Genomic DNA, 17705 nt, shown 5'->3' on the forward strand with positions numbered 1-17705 from the left:
GCGACCTGGAAGATCGGCGCGTCCTCATCCTTGTTGATGGCGATGATGGTCTTGGAGTCCTTCATCCCGGCGAGGTGCTGGATCGCGCCGGAGATGCCGATCGCGATATAGACTTCCGGTGCGACGATCTTGCCCGTCTGGCCGACCTGGTAGTCGTTGGGGACATAGCCCGCATCGACCGCCGCGCGGCTCGCACCCACGCCCGCGCCGAGCTTGTCGGCGAGCGGCATGATATATTCCTCGAAGGTCGCTGCGTCCTTGAGCGCGCGGCCGCCCGAGACGATCACCTTGGCGCTGGTCAGCTCGGGACGCTCGCTCTTGGCGAGCTCCTGGCCGACGAAGCTCGAGATTCCCGCATCGCCGGCGCCGGAGACCGCCTCGACCGTGCCCGAACCGCCTTCGGCGCCGGCCTTGTCGAAAGCCGTGCCGCGCACGGTGATGACCAGCTTGGGATCGCTCGATTCGACCGTCGCGATCGCGTTGCCGGCATAGATCGGACGAGTGAAGGTCTTCTCCCCCTCGATCGACAGGATGTCGGAGATCTGCATCACGTCGAGCAATGCGGCAACGCGCGGGGCGATGTTCTTGCCGGTGGTCGTGGCAGGAGCGAGAAAGGCGTCGTGGTCCTTCATCAGCTCGGCCGCGAGCGGCGCGACGTTCTCGGCCAGCTGGTGCTCGTAGGCGGGATCGTCGGCGACGTGGACCTTGCCCACCCCTTCGATCTTCGCGGCCGCCTCGGCCGCCGCGCTGCAGCCGCTGCCGGCAACCAGCAGGTGCACTTCGCCGAGCTTGGCGGCGGCGGTGACCGCGGACAGCGTTGCGTCCTTTACCGAAGCGTTGTCGTGTTCGACCAGAACCAGCGTTTTCATCGTCTCTTCCCTAAATTCCGTTGTCCCGCAGCGCTCGAGGTGGTGAGCGGCCCTTCGATCCTTCGGCGTGGCTCAGGATCCGGGGCGAACGGGAGCAGACCTGCTAAGCTCAAGCGATCCCAAGCGCCTTGATCTTGGCGACCAGCTCGTCGACGTCGGCGACCTTCACACCCGCCTGCCGCACCGGCGGTTCGGAGACATTGGTCGTCTTGAGACGCGGCGCAGTGTCGACGCCGTAATCGGCGGGGCTTTTGGTATCGAGCGGCTTCTGCTTCGCCTTCATGATGTTCGGCAGCGAAGCATAGCGCGGCTCGTTCAGGCGCAGGTCGGTGGTGACGATCGCCGGAAGCGTGAGCTTGACTGTCTCGAGGCCGCCGTCGATCTCGCGCTTCACGGTGACGCTCTCGCCGTCGATCTCGACGTCGTTGGCGAAGGTGCCCTGCGGCCGGCCGGTCAGCGCGGCCAGCATCTGGCCGGTCTGGTTCGAATCGTCGTCGATCGCCTGCTTGCCCAGGATCACCAGGCCTGGCTGCTCCGCCTCGTAGATCGCCTTGAGGATCTTGGCGACCGCCAACGGCTCGACCTCGTCATCGGTCTGGACCAGGATCGCACGGTCGGCGCCCATCGCGAGCGCGGTGCGCAGCGTTTCCTGGGCCTTGGCCGGACCGATCGAAACCGCGACCACTTCCTCGGCCTTGCCGGCTTCCTTGATTCGCAGCGCTTCCTCGACCGCGATCTCGTCGAACGGGTTCATGCTCATCTTGACGTTCGCAAGATCGACACCCGTACCGTCCGCCTTCACCCGAGGCTTCACGTTGTAGTCGATCACCCGTTTCACGGGCACGAGGATCTTCATGGGGGGTCCTTCCTCTCGATTGGCGCGGGGTCCGCGTAGCTTGCGTTTACGTAAGCGTCAAGCACGGGACTCACCGGCCGCTGATCCAACTTCGCCTCTCCCTTGCGTTCCACGTCGGCGTGGTCAACCCCATTCCCGTGCGCTTTACCGGCGACGCGGGTAGGCGTAGTCTGGCACTTGCCCGTTCAGGGAAGGGGCAAGCCATGCTTCGACACAGTCTGTTTCTGCTTATCGCTACACTGGCTGCTCCGCTGGCGGCCCAGGAAACGCGCGTTGCGGCGGACGCCCATGTGCCGCCACCAGCCACGATCGACGAGGCGGCCTGGCTTATCGGTCATTGGGTGGGCACCGGCATCGATGGTGCCCCGACGGCCGAGACCTGGCTACCGCCGATGGGCGGCACGATGGTCGGGCTGTTCGCGCAGGAAAATCCTCGGGGCGGGCTGATGTTCACCGAGCATATGTATCTGCTCGAAGAGGAGGGGAGCCTCGCCCTCAAGCTCAAGCACTTCAATGCAGATCTGACGGGCTGGGAGGAAAAGGACGAGATGGTCCGCTTCCCATTGATCTCGATCGAGCCCTGCGCAGCCTACTTCAGTGCGCTGACATATCGCTGCGACGGAGAAAACGGACTGCTGGTTGCCGTCCGGATGAAGAGCGAAGGAGACGAGGTGGAAGAACTCGTCTTCCGCCTTACGCGCCGCGAACAGGCGGCACGAGCGGAGCCGACGCCCTAGCGCCGGCTCCGTACACGATTCAGGCCGCCTGCTTGACCTCGGCGACGATCTTCCTCGCCGCGTCGCCAAGATCGTCTGCGCTGACGATCGGCAGACCCGAGTTGTCGAGGATTTCCTTGCCCTGCTCGACGTTGGTGCCTTCGAGACGGACGACCAGCGGGACGGAAAGGTTCACGTCCTTGGCCGCGGCGACGATGCCGTCGGCGATCACGTCGCACTTCATGATCCCGCCGAAGATGTTGACCAGGATGCCCTCGACCGCCGGGTCCTTGAGGATGATCTTGAACGCCGCGGTCACCTTCTCGCGGTTCGCGCCGCCGCCGACATCGAGGAAGTTCGCCGGGAAGGCGCCGTTGAGCTTGATGATGTCCATCGTCGCCATGGCGAGGCCGGCGCCGTTGACCATGCAGCCGATGCTGCCGTCGAGCTTGATGTAGGCAAGATCGTACTCGCTCGCCTCCACCTCGGCCGGGTCCTCTTCGGTCACGTCGCGCAGCGCCTCGACGTCCTTGTGCCGGTAGAGCGCGTTCGAATCGAAGCTCATCTTGGTGTCGAGCACCAGCAGTTTGCCGTCTTCGGTCTCGACCAGCGGATTGATCTCGAGCATTTCGCAGTCGAGATCCATGAACGCGGTGTAGAGCTGGCGGCTCAGCTTCTGAGCCTGCTTGTTGAGGTCGCCCGTCAGGTTGAGCGCGAAGGCGACTGCGCGGCCGTGGTGCGGCATGAAGCCCTGTGCCGGATCGATCGTGATGGTGGTGATCTTCTCGGGCGTGTCGTGCGCGACCTGCTCGATGTCCATCCCGCCTTCGGTGGAGACGATCATCGCGACCCGGCCGCTGGCGCGGTCAACCAGCATCGAGAGGTAGTATTCGGATGCGATGTCGACGCCATCAGTCACATAGAGCCGGTTCACTTGCTTGCCCGCCTCGCCGGTCTGCACGGTCACCAGCGTGTTGCCGAGCATCTCCTTGGCGTTGGCCTCGACCTCCTCGACCGATTTGGCGAGCCGCACGCCGCCCTTGGCGTCCGGACCGAGCTCCTTGAACTTGCCCTTGCCGCGCCCACCGGCGTGGATCTGCGCCTTCACCACGTAAAGCGGCCCCGGAAGCTGCTTCGCCCCTGCGACCGCTTCCTCCACCGTCAGAGCGGCGTAGCCGGCGGGAATCCCGATCCCGTACTTCGCGAGCAGTTCCTTGGCCTGGTATTCGTGGATGTTCATGGTGGTGCGCTTTCCGCTTGTTGTTCGGGAGGGATCGGAGGTTTGCGTCCGCGCCTAAGCATGGATTCCCGCGCTTGAAAAGTGTCGCGTCCGCTCCCAACGGTGTTGGACGATGATAGACCGTTCCCGTCTGGAGAGTATCGTCCGCGAAGCCGGGCGAATTGCGCTCGCCGCATGGCCGGGGGCGGGGCACACGGTCGAGACCTGGGAGAAGACGCCCGGCAACCCGGTCTGCGCAGCCGATCTCGCCGTCGACACCTTTCTCAAGCGCGAACTCGGCCGCCTGCTGCCCGCGGCCGGCTGGCTGTCGGAGGAAACCGCCGACGATCCCGCGCGACTCGGCAAGGGCCTGATCTGGCTGGTCGACCCGATCGACGGCACGCGCGATTTCATTCGCGGGCGCACCGGATGGGCGGTCTCGGTGGCGCTGATCAGCGAGCGGCGGCCCCTGATCGGCATGCTCGCGGCGCCGGCGCGCGAAGAGGACTGGATCGGGATTTCCGGCCAGGGCTCCTGGCGCAACGGCGAACGGCTTCGGGTTTCGAACCGCACGGAGTTTGCGAGCGCGCGCGTGCCGGCCGATTCGCTGCCGAAGGAGGATCGCGACCTGCAGATGGTCGACAAGCCAAACTCGATCGCTCTACGCGCAGCAATGGTCGCGGCCGACGAGGCGGACCTGCTAGCCACGCTGCGCTGGGGCTTCGAATGGGACATCGCCGCCGCCGCTCTCATCGCGCGCGAGGCGGGAGCGGCGATTAGCGACGCGTTCGGGCAGCCGCTGAATTACAACAAGCGCGATCCGCGCGCTTTCGGCCTGCTGATCAGCGCACCGGGCATCCATGCCGCTGCAGTAGAGCGGCTGGCGGAACGCGCGGCAAAGCTCGCCCGCTGATACAAAAAGGGGCCGATCCGAAGACCGACCCCTCTTTCCGCCCGGGTGGACGGAAGCCGTAAGCGCCTTACTGGTTCCGAGCGGCGTCGATCTCTTCCTGACTGAGCGGAATGATCTTGATCTCGACCCGGCGGTTGAGACGGCGGCCGTCCTCGGTCGAGTTGTCGGCGACCGGCATCGTCTCGCCGAAACCCTGCCAGCGGATACGCGCCGTGTTGACGCCCTGGCTGGTCAGGTAATTGGCGACGGTCTGTGCGCGGCGTTCCGAAAGACCCTGGTTGAACGAATCCGAACCGGTCGAATCGGTGTGGCCGTAAACGTCGATCAGGCTGTTGGGATACTGCTTGAGGCTCGCCGCCACGTCGTTGAGCGTCGAGCGGAAAGCCGGCTTCAACGTGGCGCTGCCGACATCGAACGTCACACCGTCGGGCAGGTTGACGAGAATCGCCTGGCCGTTGTCGACTTCGGTCACGTCCACGCCCGAACCAGCGGTCGATTCGCGCAGTTCCTTGATCTGCTGGTCCATCTTGTAGCCGACCACGCCGCCGATCGCGCCGCCGCCGACCGCGCCGATGATGCGCCCGGTCTTACCGCCGATCAGTCCGCCGAGCAGCGCGCCCGCGGCTGCGCCGCCGACCCCGCCGATCGCCGTGCGCGAAATCTTCCGTTCACCGGTGTTGGGGTCGGTCACGCAGGCGGAAACGCTCACCAGCGAAAGCGCGGCAAAGCTGGCAACGATCATTCTCGACTTTTTCATGGGATTTCCCCTCTTGCTGCAAACTCGTCGTGCCCCACGCAAAAGGGGCCGGCGCGCAGACCTGCGCCATATCACGCTAAAACACCATAACGCCTCACCCGTTCCCCGGCGAATGGCAATCGGCATGCGACAGGCTGGCGCGGACCCGCATTTATGCTAGCGGAAGGGCGTGACACCCTTCCCCTGGCCAGACCTGTTGATCATCGCGGGACTTATCGTGCTCAACGGCGTGTTCGCCATGTCCGAGCTCGCCATCGTCTCGGCCAAGACCGCGCGGCTTCAGGGGGCAGCCGACAAGGGCAGCCGCGCCGCGCAGACCGCGCTCGCGCTGGCGGCCGATCCGGGCAAGTTCCTCTCCACGGTGCAGATCGGGATCACTCTGGTCGGGATCGTCGCCGGTGCCTATTCGGGCGCCAGCCTGGGCGGGCCCGTGGGCGAGCGGCTCGAGGCGCTGGGGCTGCCCGCCCGGTACGCCGACGAGGCCGGTTTCGCAGTGGTGATCGCGCTGACGACCTATGCCAGCCTGGTGGTCGGCGAGCTGGTGCCCAAGCAGGTCGCGCTGCGCGCCGCCGTGCCGATCGCTCTGACCATGGCGCGGCCGATGGCGGTAATCGCGCGGATCGCGGCGCCGCTCGTCTGGTTGCTCGACACGTCCTCCGGCCTGCTCATACGCATCCTTGGGGTGCGGTTGGGCGGTCAATCGAGCGTAACGGCGGAGGAACTGCATATGATCTTCGCCGAAGCCACGCGCTCGGGTGTGCTCGAGGTCAAGCAGCACCATATCCTCGCGGGCGTTGTTCGCCTCACCGATCGCCCCGTGCGGGAAGTGATGACGCCTCGGACCGAACTCGACTGGGTTGACGCCGATGCGGGTGAGACCGAGATACGCGCCGCCATCGAGGCCAGCCCCCATTCGCTACTGCCGGTCGCCGAAGGTTCGCCCGACCGCGTGATCGGCGTGATCAAGGTCCGTGACGTGCTTGCGCGGCTCGTCGCGGGCGAGACGATCTCCTTGCGCGCGATTATGCGGCAGGCCGAAGTCGTGCCCGATCAGCTCGACGCGATGGACGCGCTGCGCGTGCTGCAGCGATCGGAAGTCGCGATGGCGATGGTGCACGACGAGTACGGCCATCTCGACGGGATCGTGACTCCGGCCGATCTGCTGACGGCGATTGCGGGCCACTTCGCGAGCGACCGCGATGACGGCGATCGTCCGGGCATGGTCGAGCGGTCCGACGGCTCGCTGCTCGTCTCGGGCGCGCTGTCGGCCGACGACCTCGCCGACCGGCTGCGGATCGAATACGGCGAGGACCGCGAGTTCGCGACCGTCGCCGGCTATGTCCTGTCGGTGCTCAAGAACCTGCCGCGGGAAGGGGAGAGCTTCACCGACCAGGGCTGGTGCTTCGAGGTCGTCGACATGGATGGCCGCAAGATCGACAAGGTGCTGGTGAGCCGGGAGGAGTAGGAGTCTCTGTTTCCGCACAGGCATCCGCCTGTGCGATGTCCTCGGCCCTGCCGGGCCTGCGGGGGCGCAGTCGCGCTTGCGGTCGGCTGGCGCCGACCGGACCTTTCCCAGCCATGGCTGTCAGGCGATGTTCGGTCCCGCAGGAACCGCAAGGCCGACCGGCCGCCCGCAGCGACCGAAGGGAGCGAGGATATCGCACGCGCGGATGCGCGTGCGGAAAAACACAAACCCTTATCCCTGCGGGATCACCGCTTGCGCGAACTGGCCGTCACCCTCGGGGGCGGCGACGATGTCGCGGGTGACGCTACCCTTGGCGACCGTGTTGGTCTCCGGATCGCCGACTTCGGTGCGGATGCTCGGTTCGGCCGTCCCGGCACGGTCGAGCATGCTGGTTTCGACCGCGCTGCGCGGGGCAGGGCCGCCGAACAGAGCCTCGAGCGCCTGTTCGCCGGCGGTTTCCTCGGACGGGCGGGGCGCGCCGGGAGCGGGCGGGACCAGATTGAAATCGGGCGGCACGACCAGCGGGGCCTGGCGCTGCACGGCGAACTCGTCGGGCCGCTCGCGGCCGAGGATGCCTCCGGTGCTGCCGCAGGCGCCGAGCATTGCGCCCGCACCGGCGAGAAGGACGAAGGTGGCCGATTTACGCCCAGGGGTAAAAGTCATCTCAGCTCTCCGCGGCGCCAGGCGCCGACTTGTGTTCGGGTGTTGCCTCCTTGTCGCGCACGAAGAAGGCACGGGCAAGGATTATCAGGACGCCGATCGTAATCGCGGCATCGGCGATGTTGAAGATCAGGAACGGGCGGAACTCGCCGAAGTGCAGATCGGCATAGTCGATCACGTAGCCGAGCTCGTAGCGGTCCTTGATGTTGCCCAGCGCGCCGCCGAGGATCAGCGAAAGGCCGGCGATCTCGCCCAGCGCCTTCTCGCGCAGCATCCACACGGTCACGACGAGCGCGATCAGGCTGGTCACGCCAACGAGAATCCAGCGCATTTCCATCGAATCGGCCTGGAACATGCCGAGCGAAACGCCGAAGTTGTAGGTCAGCCGGAAATCGAAGAACGGCAGCAGTTCGACCACGTCGCCGCGCTCCATCGCGAGCGTTTGGGTGACGTAGCCCTTCATCGCCTGGTCCACCAGGAACAGGACGATCGCCCCCGCGAAGCCGATCAGGCGGTATCGGACAAGCTTGCTCATGCGGCGGCATCCAGTTCCGCGACGGCTTCGCCGCACCGTTCGCACAGCGCGCCGTCTTCCGCCACTTCGGGCAGGAGGCGCCAGCAGCGGCCGCACTTGTGATCGGTGGTGCGTGTCACGGTCACCGCGTCGCCCTGCCCGCGCACGACTGACGCGGTGATGAACAGCTCGGCCAGATCGGCGTCGGTGAAGCCGCTGGGCACGGCCTCGGCGGGCACCGCGACTTCGGCTTCGAGGCCGGAGCGGATCACTTTCTCCCGCCGCAGCGGTTCGATCGCTTCCATTACCCGCTCGCGCAATACGCGCAGGCTTTCGAAGCGCGCCGCGAGGTTCGCGTTCACCCATTCGCCGGGCAGCGGATGCAGTTCCTGCAGATGGACGCTGCCGCGTTCGGGGAAGCGCGTGGTCCAGGCTTCCTCGGCGGTAAAGACCAGCACCGGGGCGGCATAGCGGACGAGCGCGTGGAACAGGATGTCGAGCGTAGTGCGGTAGGCGCGGCGGCGCAGGTCGCCGGGCGCGTCGCAATAGAGGCTGTCCTTGCGGATATCGAAGAAGAAGGCCGACAGGTCCTCGTTCGCGAAGTCCACCAGCACGCGGGTATATTCGTTGAAGTCGAAGTCCGCGATCGCCTGCCGCAGCGTGGTATCGAGCGCGTGCAACTGACCCAGCACGTAGCGTTCGAGCTCCGGCATCTCCGCCGGTTCCACACCTTCGGCCTCGTAATCGAACCCCTCCAGCGCGCCGAGCATGTAGCGGAAGGTGTTGCGCAGCTTGCGGTACTGGTCGGCGACCCCTTTCAGGATCTCGTCGCCGATCCGGTGGTCCTCGGTAAAGTCGACCGACAGCGCCCACAGGCGGATGATGTCGGCCCCGTACTGCTCCATCACCTTGATCGGGTCGACCGTGTTGCCGAGCGACTTGGACATTTTCTTGCCGTCGCTCGCCATCGTGAACCCGTGGGTCAGCACGGCGTCGTACGGCGCGCGGCCGCGGGTGGCGCAGGATTCGAGCAGCGAGGACTGGAACCAGCCGCGGTGCTGGTCGGAGCCTTCGAGGTAGAGGTCCGCCGGCCACTTGAGGTCCGGCCAGCGGCCGCTCTCGAGCACGAAGGCGTGCGTGCAGCCCGAATCGAACCACACGTCGAGAATGTCGGTCACGCGCTCGTAGTCGGCCGGAGCGTAGCTCGGGCCGAGCAGGTCGGGCGCCGCTTCGTCGGCCCAGGCATCGACGCCCTTCTCCCGCACCGCGGCGACGATCCGGGCGTTGACCGCCGGATCGACGAGATATTCGCCGGTCTTGCGATCGACGAACAGCGTGATCGGCACGCCCCAGGCGCGCTGGCGGCTGAGCACCCAGTCGGGCCGCCCCTCGACCATCGAGCCGATGCGGTTGCGGCCTTTCTCGGGCACGAAGCGCGTGTCGGCGATCGCCTGCATCGCAAGCTGTCGCAGCGTCTCGAGCGGCTCCTGCGTACCGCCTTCATTCTCCCAGCGCTGCTCGGCGCCGGTATCGAGATGCTCGAGGATCGCCCGGTCCATCGGCACGAACCACTGCGGCGTGCAGCGGAAGATCACCTTGGCCTTGGAACGCCACGAATGCGGGTAGGAGTGGGTGTAGTCGGCACTGGCCGAAAGCAGCGCGCCCGCCTCCCGCAGGTCGGAGCAGATCGGGCCGTCAGGCGCGTTGAACTTCGGATTGATGACCGACATGCGCCGCTCGTCCTCGCCGCCGAGCCACAGCCAATCGTCGCGATAGCGCCCATCGGCCTCGACCACGAACTTGGGCCCGATGCCGTACGCCTTGGACAGCTCGAAATCGTCCTCGCCGTGATCGGGCGCCATATGGACGAGGCCCGTGCCGCTGTCGGTGGTGACGAAGTTGCCGGGCAGGAACGGCCGAGGCTCCGCGAAGAACCCGCCGAGGTGGTGCATCGGGTGGTGGGCGACGGTGCCGGCGAGGTCGGAGCCCCTGCCGGTCCATACTAGCGTCCAGCCACTACCGTCAGATAGCCACGGAGTCGTACCGGCGCGATGCGCGAAATCGTCCCAGAGATCAGTGGCAGTGAGAATGACGCGGCCGTTAACGCGCCACGCAGAATAGGAGATCTCAGGCCCATAAGCCAAAGCCTGGTTCACCGGAATCGTCCACGGCGTCGTGGTCCAGATCACCGCATGCGCGCCGACCAGCTCGGGGATCGGGCACTCGACAATCTCGAACGCCACGTCGATCTGGGTGGAGACGATATCCTCGTATTCGACCTCGGCCTCGGCCAGTGCGGTCTTCTCCACCGGGCTCCACATCACCGGCTTGGCGCCGCGGTAGACATTGCCGGATTCGGCGAACTTGAGCAGCTCCGACACGATCGTCGCTTCGGCCGCGAAGTCCATCGTCAGGTAGGGGTTGTCCCAGTCCCCATTCACGCCGAGGCGCTTCAACTGCTCGCGCTGTACGTCGACCCAGCGCTGGGCATAGGCGCGGCATTCGGCGCGGAACTCGGCTGCGGGGACCTCGTCCTTGTTCAGCTTCTTCTTGCGGTACTGCTCCTCGACCTTCCACTCGATCGGCAGGCCGTGGCAATCCCAGCCGGGCACGTAGGGCGCATCCTTGCCGAGCAGGCTCTGCGTGCGCACCACCATGTCCTTGAGCACGTGGTTGAGCGCGTGCCCGATATGCATGTCGCCGTTGGCGTAAGGCGGGCCGTCGTGGAGCACGAACTTCTCGCGACCGGCGCGCTCTTCGCGAAGCTTGCGGTAGAGGTTCTCCTCCTGCCAGCGCGCGAGAATGCCCGGCTCCTTCTGCGGAAGGCCGGCTTTCATCGGGAAATCGGTCTTCGGCAGAAAGACCGTGTCCTTGTAGTCGCGTTGCGGTTTCTGGGCGTCGTTCATGGAACAAGCGCCGCTAGAGGAAAGAAGGCGTGTAGGAAAGTGTTTCGGCCCGAAATAGGGTTGCGTCTGCCGATACCCCACGCCTCCCGGATCGCGGGCGCGGCGAATCGTGCCGCCGCGACGCGAATCGGTGCGAATCAGCGCGATTCGCGGCGGCGTTGCAGCGCGGCTTGCGCGGCGTCGATCTCGGCCTGGCTGCGGTCGTCGAAGCGGTTGATGAGAGCAGGGATCACGGTGAAGCCGTCCTCCACCATGGCATAGCCGTTGAAGCTCGCGGGAATCTCGCCGAGCTGTTCGGGAAGGTCGAGGCCGCCGAGCCGCCCGTCCTCGTGCGGGGTGACGATCACCACATGCGCGCCCGCTTCCTCCATCCGCGCGATCAGGCGGTTGGGCCAGCCGGCGAAGGTCCACTGGCGGTCGAGCGGAACCAGAAGCGTGCCGTTCTCGCATGCCTCCGGCACCAGGCCGAACCAGCCCCATGTGCGATAGGCGGCGCTGCAGGCCGCGGCGCTTTCCTCCGAAAACGCCCAGGCGCCGGGAAAATGCTCCGCGATGCGCGCGACGTGCGCCGGATCGCCCCGGAAGCCGTCGCGCGCGGCGACCGGATCGCGCCCGGCCTTGCGCAGCGCAGCCGCGAGCCGATCGGCCTCGGCCGGGTCCGCGCCGGTGAAATCGTAGAGCAGCCGCGCGCGGCGCGCGGCCCGGATCGCCTCGGCCAGCGTCGGGATCGCGCCGACACCCTCGCCGCGGAAGGGATAGGTCCTTCCGCCATCGATAGTGTAGCCGTAACCCGCATCGAGCGCCTTGAGCTGTGCCATCGTCAGGTCGCGGACCTTGCCCGTGCCATTGGTGCGGCAATCGACCATCGGGCCGTCGAACACGGCGATCTCGCCATCGGCGGTCGACGCGACGCCGATCGCGATCACATGCGCGCCGAGCTTGGCCGCACGCGCGATCGAACGCGCGGTGTTTCCGAGATAGTCGTGCACCGGCGGCTCGATCCCGCCGGCGGCACAAGTCTCGCGGCCGTTGGCGGCACGGTCGGGGAGCTGATGGATTCCGCGATGCGCTATCAGCTTGACCGCGCCCTTGGGCTCCGGCGCAAGCCAGCTCGCGTTGACGACGGTCAGCACGAGGAAAGCGAGGGCAAGGGCGAAAGCCAGGTAACGCAGCCAGCGCTTCACCTGAGCAGTTCCCGTGCCCTGTCGCAGTCGCGTTCCATCTGCGCCACGAGCGCCTTGAGCGAATCGAACTTCGCCTCCGGCCGCAGGAAGTGGTGGAACGCGACTTCGATCTCCTGCCCGTAGAGATCGCCCGAGAAATCGAAGAAATGCGGCTCCAGCAGCTCCTTGGGCGGCTCGAACTGCGGGCGCATGCCGATGTTGGCCGCGCCTTGGAGCACCTGGCCGGTGGCGAGCACGCGGCCGGTCACCGCGTAGATGCCGAACCGGGGCCGCAGGTAGTTCTCGATCGCGAGATTCGCGGTCGGATAGCCGATATCGCGCCCACGCTTGTCACCGTGCTCGACCACGCCGCGAATCGCGAACGGGCGTGTGAGGAGCGTGGCGGCGCCCTGCGGGTCACCCTCGCGCAGCGCCTCGCGGATGCGGCTGGAGGATATGGGCGCGCCGCCTTCCATCACCGGTTGCACCGCACGCGCGGCGATGCCGGCCTCGCGCCCGAGCTCGGCCAGCCGCGTGCGATCGCCCGCGCGCCCTTTGCCGAAGGTGAAGTCCTCCCCCGTCACCACGCCGGCGACGCCGAGCCTGTCGGCGAGCAGCACGCGCACGAAGTCCTCGGCCGTGGTGTTCGCCAGCTCGGCGTCGAAGTGGAACACCAGCATCGCCGTCGCTCCGGCAGCGAGATAGAGCTCCTGCCGCTGCTCCAGCGTGGTCAGGCGGAAAGGGGGCACTTCGGGCTTGAAGAAGCGCACCGGGTGCGGATCGAACGTGGCGATGATCGCCGGGCGGCCCTCGGCCCGTGCCCACTCGATCGCCTCGTGCGCGACGGCCTGGTGGCCCTTGTGGAAGCCGTCGAAGTTGCCCAGCGCGATGATCGCGCCGCGCAAGGGCTCGGGAATCCGCTCGCGATGGTCGAGCCACCTCATGGCGCGGGTTCCTGCGGTGCAATCCCCGCGCGCAGCACGCGCAGAGCATTGCCGCCCATGGCAGCGTGGATCTCGTCGGGGGTGAAGCCTTCGTCGAGCAGCGCCTGCGTCACCTGCACGAGCTGCGAGGTGTCGAAGCGCACGGTAGTCGCGCCGTCGTAATCACTGCCGAGCGCGACATGCTCGATCCCGACGAGATCGCGCACGTGCTTCATCGCGCGGGCGGCATCGCGAGGGCTGGTGCCGCAGACCGCCGCGTCCCAGTAGCCCACGCCGACCACGCCGCCGGTGCGCGCGACGCCGCGGATTTCCTCGTCCGAAAGGTTGCGGTTGACCTGGCAGGTCGCCTGCACGCCGCCGTGACTGGAAACGACCGGGCGCTGCGCCATAGCAAGGATGTCGGCGACGCAGGCATGGCTGCAGTGCGCGATGTCGACGACCATCCCAATAGCTTCCATCCGGCGGATCGCCTGGCGCCCTTTGGCGGTCAGGCCGCCTTTCTCGATCCCGTGCATCGATCCGGCGAGATCGTTGTCGAAGAAATGCGTCAGCCCCGCCATGCGGAAGCCCGCCGCGTGGAGCCGGTCGAGATTGCCGAGATCGCCCTCGAGGTTCTGCAGTCCCTCGATGCTGAGCATGGCGCCGACCGGTGTCGGCTGACCGGCGCGCCGTGCGAGCAGCGTCTGCACGTCCTGCGGTTGCGCGACTTTCATCAGGCGACCGTCCGATCCGGCCACCGCCCGGTCGAGCTTCTCGCCGTGATAGAGCGACCGCTGGAGTAGCGAGGTCCAGGTGCGGACCGGCTGGAGCTGGGCGATCGTCAGCGCGGTGATATTGTCGGTCTCGGCGCTGTTGGCGTCGTAGTTCTGGCCCTTGGGCGTCTTGGTAACGCTGGAAAAGACCTGCAGCGCGACGTTGCCGTCCTCCATTCGCGGCAGGTCCTCGTGCCCCCGGTCGGCGCGGTCGAGCAGGTCGCGGTCCCACAGCAGCGTATCCGAATGGAGATCGACGATCGTCAGCGTCGCATGAAGCGCCTTCGCCTCTTCGGAGACGGGAATCAGCGGCTGGCCGTCGACCTTGTTCATGTCGCGCTCGATCATTCCCGGCGCGAAGACGAAGAACCCGATCGCCGCGAGCACGACGAGCGCCAGCGCGCCCCACGCGATCTTGCGTTTCATTCCCCCGGTTCCCCTCTCCGCAACGTAACGAAATCGAACGCGGGCAGATCGCCCTCCGCCGCATGGGTCTCGCGCGCCGTTTCCGTCCACTCGGGCCCGAGCGGCGGCATGATGGTATCGCCGGCGTAATCGGCTTGAATCTCGGTAAGCTCGACCCGATCGCACAGCGGCAGGAACACGTCGAAAATCGCCGCCCCGCCGATCACCGCGATTTCCCCTTCGCCCGCCAGCGAAATCGCTTCTTCGGGCGTGGTTACGATTTCTGCGCCGGTGCTGTCCCAATCCTCGCGGCGGGTCAGCACGATATGGCGGCGGCCCGGCAGCAGGCCGGGCAGGCTCTCGAAGGTCTTGCGGCCCATGATCATGGGCTTGCCGATGGTCAGCGCCTTGAAGCGCTTGAGATCCGCCGGAATGTGCCAGGGCAGAGCGCCGCGATGGCCGATCACCCCGTTCGCCGCACGCGCGTAGATGCAGAACAGGCTCTGCGTCACGTCCGCATTACCGCTGGCCGATCCGCGTGATGTGGCCCATCTTGCGGCCCTCGCGCGCCTGGCGCTTGCCGTAGAGGTGCAGGTGCGCGCCCGGTTCGGCGAGGCATTCGTGCGCGCCGTCCGCGTCGCCGCCGATCACATTGGTCATGACGACCTGCGCCGCGGTGGTCGCGGTGTCGCCCAGCGGCAGACCGCAGATCGCGCGCACATGGTTTTCGAACTGGCTCGTCGCTGCGCCCTCGATCGTCCAGTGCCCCGAATTGTGCACGCGCGGCGCCATCTCGTTGAACACCGGGCCTTCCGGTGTGGCAAAGAATTCGAGCGTCAGCACGCCGACGTAGCCGAGCGCTTCGGCCACCTGTGCGGCAAGCTCGCGCGCTGGCGCGACCTGCGCTGCGATCGCCTCGTTCGCGGGGAGGGCCGAGGTCGCGAGGATGCCGCCGACGTGGGTGTTCTCGGCACTGTCCCAGAAGCGCACCTCGCCGTCGTGCCCGCGCACGAGGATCACCGAGAACTCGGCGGTAAACTCGACGAAGCCTTCGTAGATCGTCGGTGCGCCCGGCAGGCGGATCGCGTTGGCATCGCGCGCCGTCTGGATGCGCCACTGGCCCTTGCCATCGTAGCCGTCGCGCCGGGTCTTGAGGATGCCCGGCGCGCCGATCCGGTCGACCGCGGCGGCGAGCTCCTCGGCCGTGTCGACCGGCGCATAGGCCGCCGGCGTGCCGCCGAGGCTTTCGACGAAGCGCTTTTCCTTGAGCCGGTCCTGCGCCGTTTCCAGCGCGCGGGGGTGCGGTGCGAGCACGGTCTCGATGGCGGCGAGCGGGCCGACCGGCACGTTCTCGAACTCCCAGGTCACCACGTCGCAACTGGCAGCGAAATCGGCGAGCGCGGTCGCGTCGGTCCATGGAGCACACGTGAAGTCGGCGCTGACCTCGGCGGCGACGCTCTCGCGGCCGGGCGCGAAGACATGGCAGCGGTAGCCCAGTTGCGCGGCCGCGATGGCGATCATCCGGCCGAGCTGGCCGCCCCCGAGAATACCGATTGTCGCGCCTGGCAGGATCAAACTCTCACTTCCCTCATCCGTTTGCGCCCGGGCTCGCCGGAGCGGTGCTTGCGTGGTGGTGGTGCGCTAAAGGAAGAAGCGTCCCTTCGACAAGCGCGGGCCGAACGGAAATGAGGCGTGCCTCAATCCACCGGCCTTTCGCCCACCGCGGCACTGCGCGCGGCGCGCCAGTCCTGCAGGCGCTGCGAGAGAGCCTCGTCCGCCAGCGCAAGGATCGCGGCGGCGAGCAGCCCCGCGTTGGTCGCGCCCGCCTTGCCGATCGCCAGCGTCCCGGTCGGCACCCCGGCGGGCATCTGGACGATCGAGAGCAGGCTGTCCTGCCCCGACAGCGCTTTCGATTCGACCGGCACGCCGAGCACCGGCAGGTGCGTCAGCGCGCTCAGCATGCCCGGGAGGTGCGCCGCACCGCCCGCGCCGGCGACGATCACCTGGAAGCCCTGATCGGCCGCGCCCTTGCCGAATTCGTACATGCGATCGGGCGTGCGGTGCGCGGAAACGATCAGCGTCTCGTACGCCACGTCGAGCTCGTCCAGCACGTCCGCGGCGCACTTCATGGTCGGCCAGTCGGACTGGCTGCCCATGACGATAGCGACTTTGGCTCCCCCTGCGGTCATCTCAGCGGTCCTTCAGGTAGTGGCGCTCGCCGGGCTTCATCGCGGCGTCGAATTCATAAACGATCGGCTCGCCGGTCGGAATCTCGAGCCCGGTGATGTCCTCGTCCGAAATGTTCGAGAGGTGCTTGACCAGCGCGCGCAGCGAATTGCCGTGGGCGGAGACGATCACCGTCTCGCCGCTCGTGAGAACGGGCAGGATCTCGCCCTCCCAATAGGGCAGCACGCGTTCGATCGTGAGCTTGAGGCTCTCGGTCCGCGGCACCGCGATCCCGGCATAGCGCGGATCGGCGGCGAGGTCGTAGTCGGTCCCTTCTTCCATCACCGGCGGCGGAGTGTCGAAGCTGCGGCGCCAGATATGAACCTGTTCGTCGCCATGCCGCTCGCGCGTCTCCTGCTTGTCGAGCCCGGTGAGGCCGCCGTAATGCCGCTCGTTCAGGCGCCAGTCCTTGGTCTCGGGGATCCACAGCCGTCCGCAGGCCTCGAGCGCCAGATGCAGCGTCTTGATCGCGCGGATCTGGAGCGAGGTGAACGCGCAGGTCGGCAGCAGGCCCTTTTCCGCCAGCAGTTCGCCCGCCGCGATCGCTTCGGCCACGCCCTTCTCGGTCAGGTCGACGTCCCACCAGCCGGTGAAGCGATTTTCGAGGTTCCACTGGCTCTGGCCATGGCGGACGAGAATGAGCGTCGGCAAGGAAAGGCTCCTCATGCGTTCGGGAGCGAGTGCGGTTAGCTTTTCGTATCCGGCTTGGAAAGCCCGCTCTGGTCCGATTCGCCCGGCGGGGCGGTGCGCAATTCGCGCGACTGCGCCTTGCGGCGGCGCAGGTTCTCGCGCAGCTTGGCCGCGAGACGCTCCTCACGCGACAGATTCTTGCCGGCTTCCTCGGTCATGCGAAACGCCTTGCCGCCAATTGCACGCGGGCTCAAGCTTGGCTTGACTTTCCCCAAGGGGACGACAATAGCGCGCCCGCTTCTCCGAACGCTGCTGTAGCTCAGTGGTAGAGCGCACCCTTGGTAAGGGTGAGGTCGGGAGTTCAATCCTCCCCAGCAGCACCATATCTTCCAGTCCAAACGGGGCCTGTTAGTTTTTCGGCGAAGTGCCAGGCCAACGTCCTGTCCGTGAACAGCTTGGCCTCAAGCTGTCATTTTAACTTCTCGCAGATCAAAAAATCCGGGGCTGCGATCGGCATAGTAATCCCCACGCCTCAGGCGCAGTGTGTTGGTGACACAGCCAAGTCGCTGAAGGATGGTCCGCTTGCCTTTCTTGGCCCTTTGACATCACGTACCAGAGCGAGGTTAGGCGGCGGCTGCTTCGGCGCGAGCGACTTGAACTGTAAGTTGGAGTGGCCAAAAGAGTGTATCCGTATCCGGCGCTAGGCAGGT

Annotated in this window: 18 protein-coding genes and 1 tRNA gene; 4 read left to right on the forward strand and 15 right to left on the reverse strand. The window is 66.7% G+C overall.

From position 1 onward, the window contains the following. Together D2V04_RS10240 and D2V04_RS10245 are read right to left on the reverse strand one after the other, a co-directional pair. A partial coding sequence (locus D2V04_RS10240; protein ID WP_147391810.1) for an electron transfer flavoprotein subunit alpha/FixB family protein occupies nucleotides 1-869 on the reverse strand: 869 nt, incomplete at its 3' end. Between the two features lie 109 nt (nucleotides 870-978). Next, entirely contained in the window at nucleotides 979-1725 is a 747-nt protein-coding gene (locus tag D2V04_RS10245; protein WP_119512998.1) for an electron transfer flavoprotein subunit beta/FixA family protein, read from the reverse strand. A 203-nt stretch (nucleotides 1726-1928) separates the two neighbouring features. On the opposite strand from D2V04_RS10245, the gene D2V04_RS10250 reads away from it, so the two are divergent. Then, complete coding sequence (locus tag D2V04_RS10250) at nucleotides 1929-2462, forward strand: DUF6265 family protein (protein WP_182849731.1); 534 nt, start codon at nucleotides 1929-1931, stop codon at nucleotides 2460-2462. A 19-nt stretch (nucleotides 2463-2481) separates the two neighbouring features. On the opposite strand, the gene sucC is transcribed toward D2V04_RS10250, so the two are convergent. Then, entirely contained in the window at nucleotides 2482-3681 is a 1200-nt protein-coding gene (gene sucC / locus D2V04_RS10255) for an ADP-forming succinate--CoA ligase subunit beta (RefSeq protein ID WP_119513608.1), read from the reverse strand. A 112-nt stretch (nucleotides 3682-3793) separates the two neighbouring features. Here sucC and D2V04_RS10260 point away from each other — a divergent pair, with 112 nt between their 5' ends. Further along, nucleotides 3794-4573 carry a 3'(2'),5'-bisphosphate nucleotidase CysQ gene (locus D2V04_RS10260; protein ID WP_119513609.1) on the forward strand — a complete coding sequence of 260 codons (780 nt, stop codon included), beginning with the start codon at nucleotides 3794-3796 and terminating at the stop codon, nucleotides 4571-4573. A gap of 67 nt (nucleotides 4574-4640) precedes the next feature. On the opposite strand, the gene D2V04_RS10265 is transcribed toward D2V04_RS10260, so the two are convergent. Next, nucleotides 4641-5330 (reverse strand): OmpA family protein, encoded by a 690-nt coding sequence (locus D2V04_RS10265; RefSeq protein WP_119513610.1) that lies wholly within the window; start codon nucleotides 5328-5330, stop codon nucleotides 4641-4643. 169 nt (nucleotides 5331-5499) lie between these two features. Between D2V04_RS10265 and D2V04_RS10270 the strand changes: the two genes are divergently transcribed. After that, entirely contained in the window at nucleotides 5500-6795 is a 1296-nt protein-coding gene (locus D2V04_RS10270) for a hemolysin family protein (protein WP_119513611.1), read from the forward strand. Between the two features lie 231 nt (nucleotides 6796-7026). Here the strand turns inward: D2V04_RS10270 and D2V04_RS10275 are convergent, their stop codons facing one another. From D2V04_RS10275 to D2V04_RS17950, 11 genes are all read right to left on the reverse strand, one after another. Further along, complete coding sequence (locus D2V04_RS10275) at nucleotides 7027-7458, reverse strand: DUF3035 domain-containing protein (RefSeq protein WP_119513612.1); 432 nt, start codon at nucleotides 7456-7458, stop codon at nucleotides 7027-7029. Between the two features lies 1 nt (nucleotide 7459). Continuing rightward, nucleotides 7460-7990 carry a signal peptidase II gene (gene lspA, locus D2V04_RS10280; protein WP_119513613.1) on the reverse strand — a complete coding sequence of 177 codons (531 nt, stop codon included), beginning with the start codon at nucleotides 7988-7990 and terminating at the stop codon, nucleotides 7460-7462. Next, entirely contained in the window at nucleotides 7987-10875 is a 2889-nt protein-coding gene (ileS, locus tag D2V04_RS10285; protein ID WP_119513614.1) for an isoleucine--tRNA ligase, read from the reverse strand. Before ileS ends, lspA begins: the two co-directional genes overlap by 4 nt. A 137-nt stretch (nucleotides 10876-11012) precedes the next feature. Further along, nucleotides 11013-12059, reverse strand: coding sequence for a glycerophosphodiester phosphodiesterase family protein (locus D2V04_RS10290; RefSeq protein ID WP_182849732.1), 1047 nt, complete (start codon nucleotides 12057-12059; stop codon nucleotides 11013-11015). Continuing rightward, the gene (locus D2V04_RS10295; protein ID WP_119513616.1) at nucleotides 12056-12982 is read right to left on the reverse strand and encodes a bifunctional riboflavin kinase/FAD synthetase; all 927 of its coding nucleotides are present in this window, start codon (nucleotides 12980-12982) and stop codon (nucleotides 12056-12058) included. The genes D2V04_RS10290 and D2V04_RS10295 overlap by 4 nt, the downstream gene beginning before the upstream one ends. Next, a complete protein-coding gene (locus D2V04_RS10300) occupies nucleotides 12979-14160 on the reverse strand; it encodes a dipeptidase (protein ID WP_119513617.1) in 1182 nt (393 codons plus the stop codon). The genes D2V04_RS10295 and D2V04_RS10300 overlap by 4 nt, the downstream gene beginning before the upstream one ends. Beyond that, nucleotides 14157-14651: a dihydrofolate reductase gene (locus tag D2V04_RS10305; RefSeq protein ID WP_119513618.1), complete on the reverse strand. Its 495-nt coding sequence runs from the start codon at nucleotides 14649-14651 to the stop codon at nucleotides 14157-14159. Before D2V04_RS10305 ends, D2V04_RS10300 begins: the two co-directional genes overlap by 4 nt. 7 nt (nucleotides 14652-14658) lie before the next feature. Beyond that, complete coding sequence (locus D2V04_RS10310; protein WP_119513619.1) at nucleotides 14659-15714, reverse strand: 5-(carboxyamino)imidazole ribonucleotide synthase; 1056 nt, start codon at nucleotides 15712-15714, stop codon at nucleotides 14659-14661. Nucleotides 15715-15836: 122 nt separating this feature from the next. Next, complete coding sequence (purE, locus tag D2V04_RS10315; RefSeq protein WP_119513620.1) at nucleotides 15837-16328, reverse strand: 5-(carboxyamino)imidazole ribonucleotide mutase; 492 nt, start codon at nucleotides 16326-16328, stop codon at nucleotides 15837-15839. A gap of 1 nt (nucleotide 16329) precedes the next feature. Beyond that, nucleotides 16330-17016 carry a 2,3-diphosphoglycerate-dependent phosphoglycerate mutase gene (gene gpmA, locus D2V04_RS10320; protein ID WP_119513621.1) on the reverse strand — a complete coding sequence of 229 codons (687 nt, stop codon included), beginning with the start codon at nucleotides 17014-17016 and terminating at the stop codon, nucleotides 16330-16332. Nucleotides 17017-17051: 35 nt separating this feature from the next. Beyond that, the gene (locus tag D2V04_RS17950; RefSeq protein WP_182849733.1) at nucleotides 17052-17213 is read right to left on the reverse strand and encodes a hypothetical protein; all 162 of its coding nucleotides are present in this window, start codon (nucleotides 17211-17213) and stop codon (nucleotides 17052-17054) included. A gap of 90 nt (nucleotides 17214-17303) precedes the next feature. On the opposite strand from D2V04_RS17950, the gene D2V04_RS10325 reads away from it, so the two are divergent. Next, nucleotides 17304-17378 (forward strand) — tRNA-Thr (locus tag D2V04_RS10325). Nucleotides 17379-17705: the final 327 nt, after the last annotated feature.

The organism is Pelagerythrobacter aerophilus (genome assembly GCF_003581645.1).
Taxonomy (GTDB): domain Bacteria; phylum Pseudomonadota; class Alphaproteobacteria; order Sphingomonadales; family Sphingomonadaceae; genus Pelagerythrobacter; species Pelagerythrobacter aerophilus.

Bases quoted from the DNA above. Each gene is read 5' to 3' on its own strand.
- D2V04_RS10245 (WP_119512998.1), bottom strand. From the start codon at position 1,725: ATGAAGATCCTCGTGCCCGTGAAACGGGTGATCGACTACAACGTGAAG.
- D2V04_RS10250 (WP_182849731.1), top strand. From the start codon at position 1,929: ATGCTTCGACACAGTCTGTTTCTGCTTATCGCTACACTGGCTGCTCCG.
- sucC (WP_119513608.1), bottom strand. From the start codon at position 3,681: ATGAACATCCACGAATACCAGGCCAAGGAACTGCTCGCGAAGTACGGG.
- D2V04_RS10260 (WP_119513609.1), top strand. From the start codon at position 3,794: ATGATAGACCGTTCCCGTCTGGAGAGTATCGTCCGCGAAGCCGGGCGA.
- D2V04_RS10265 (WP_119513610.1), bottom strand. From the start codon at position 5,330: ATGAAAAAGTCGAGAATGATCGTTGCCAGCTTTGCCGCGCTTTCGCTG.
- D2V04_RS10275 (WP_119513612.1), bottom strand. From the start codon at position 7,458: ATGACTTTTACCCCTGGGCGTAAATCGGCCACCTTCGTCCTTCTCGCC.
- lspA (WP_119513613.1), bottom strand. From the start codon at position 7,990: ATGAGCAAGCTTGTCCGATACCGCCTGATCGGCTTCGCGGGGGCGATC.
- ileS (WP_119513614.1), bottom strand. From the start codon at position 10,875: ATGAACGACGCCCAGAAACCGCAACGCGACTACAAGGACACGGTCTTT.
- D2V04_RS10295 (WP_119513616.1), bottom strand. From the start codon at position 12,982: ATGAGGTGGCTCGACCATCGCGAGCGGATTCCCGAGCCCTTGCGCGGC.
- D2V04_RS10300 (WP_119513617.1), bottom strand. From the start codon at position 14,160: ATGAAACGCAAGATCGCGTGGGGCGCGCTGGCGCTCGTCGTGCTCGCG.
- purE (WP_119513620.1), bottom strand. From the start codon at position 16,328: ATGACCGCAGGGGGAGCCAAAGTCGCTATCGTCATGGGCAGCCAGTCC.
- D2V04_RS17950 (WP_182849733.1), bottom strand. From the start codon at position 17,213: ATGACCGAGGAAGCCGGCAAGAATCTGTCGCGTGAGGAGCGTCTCGCG.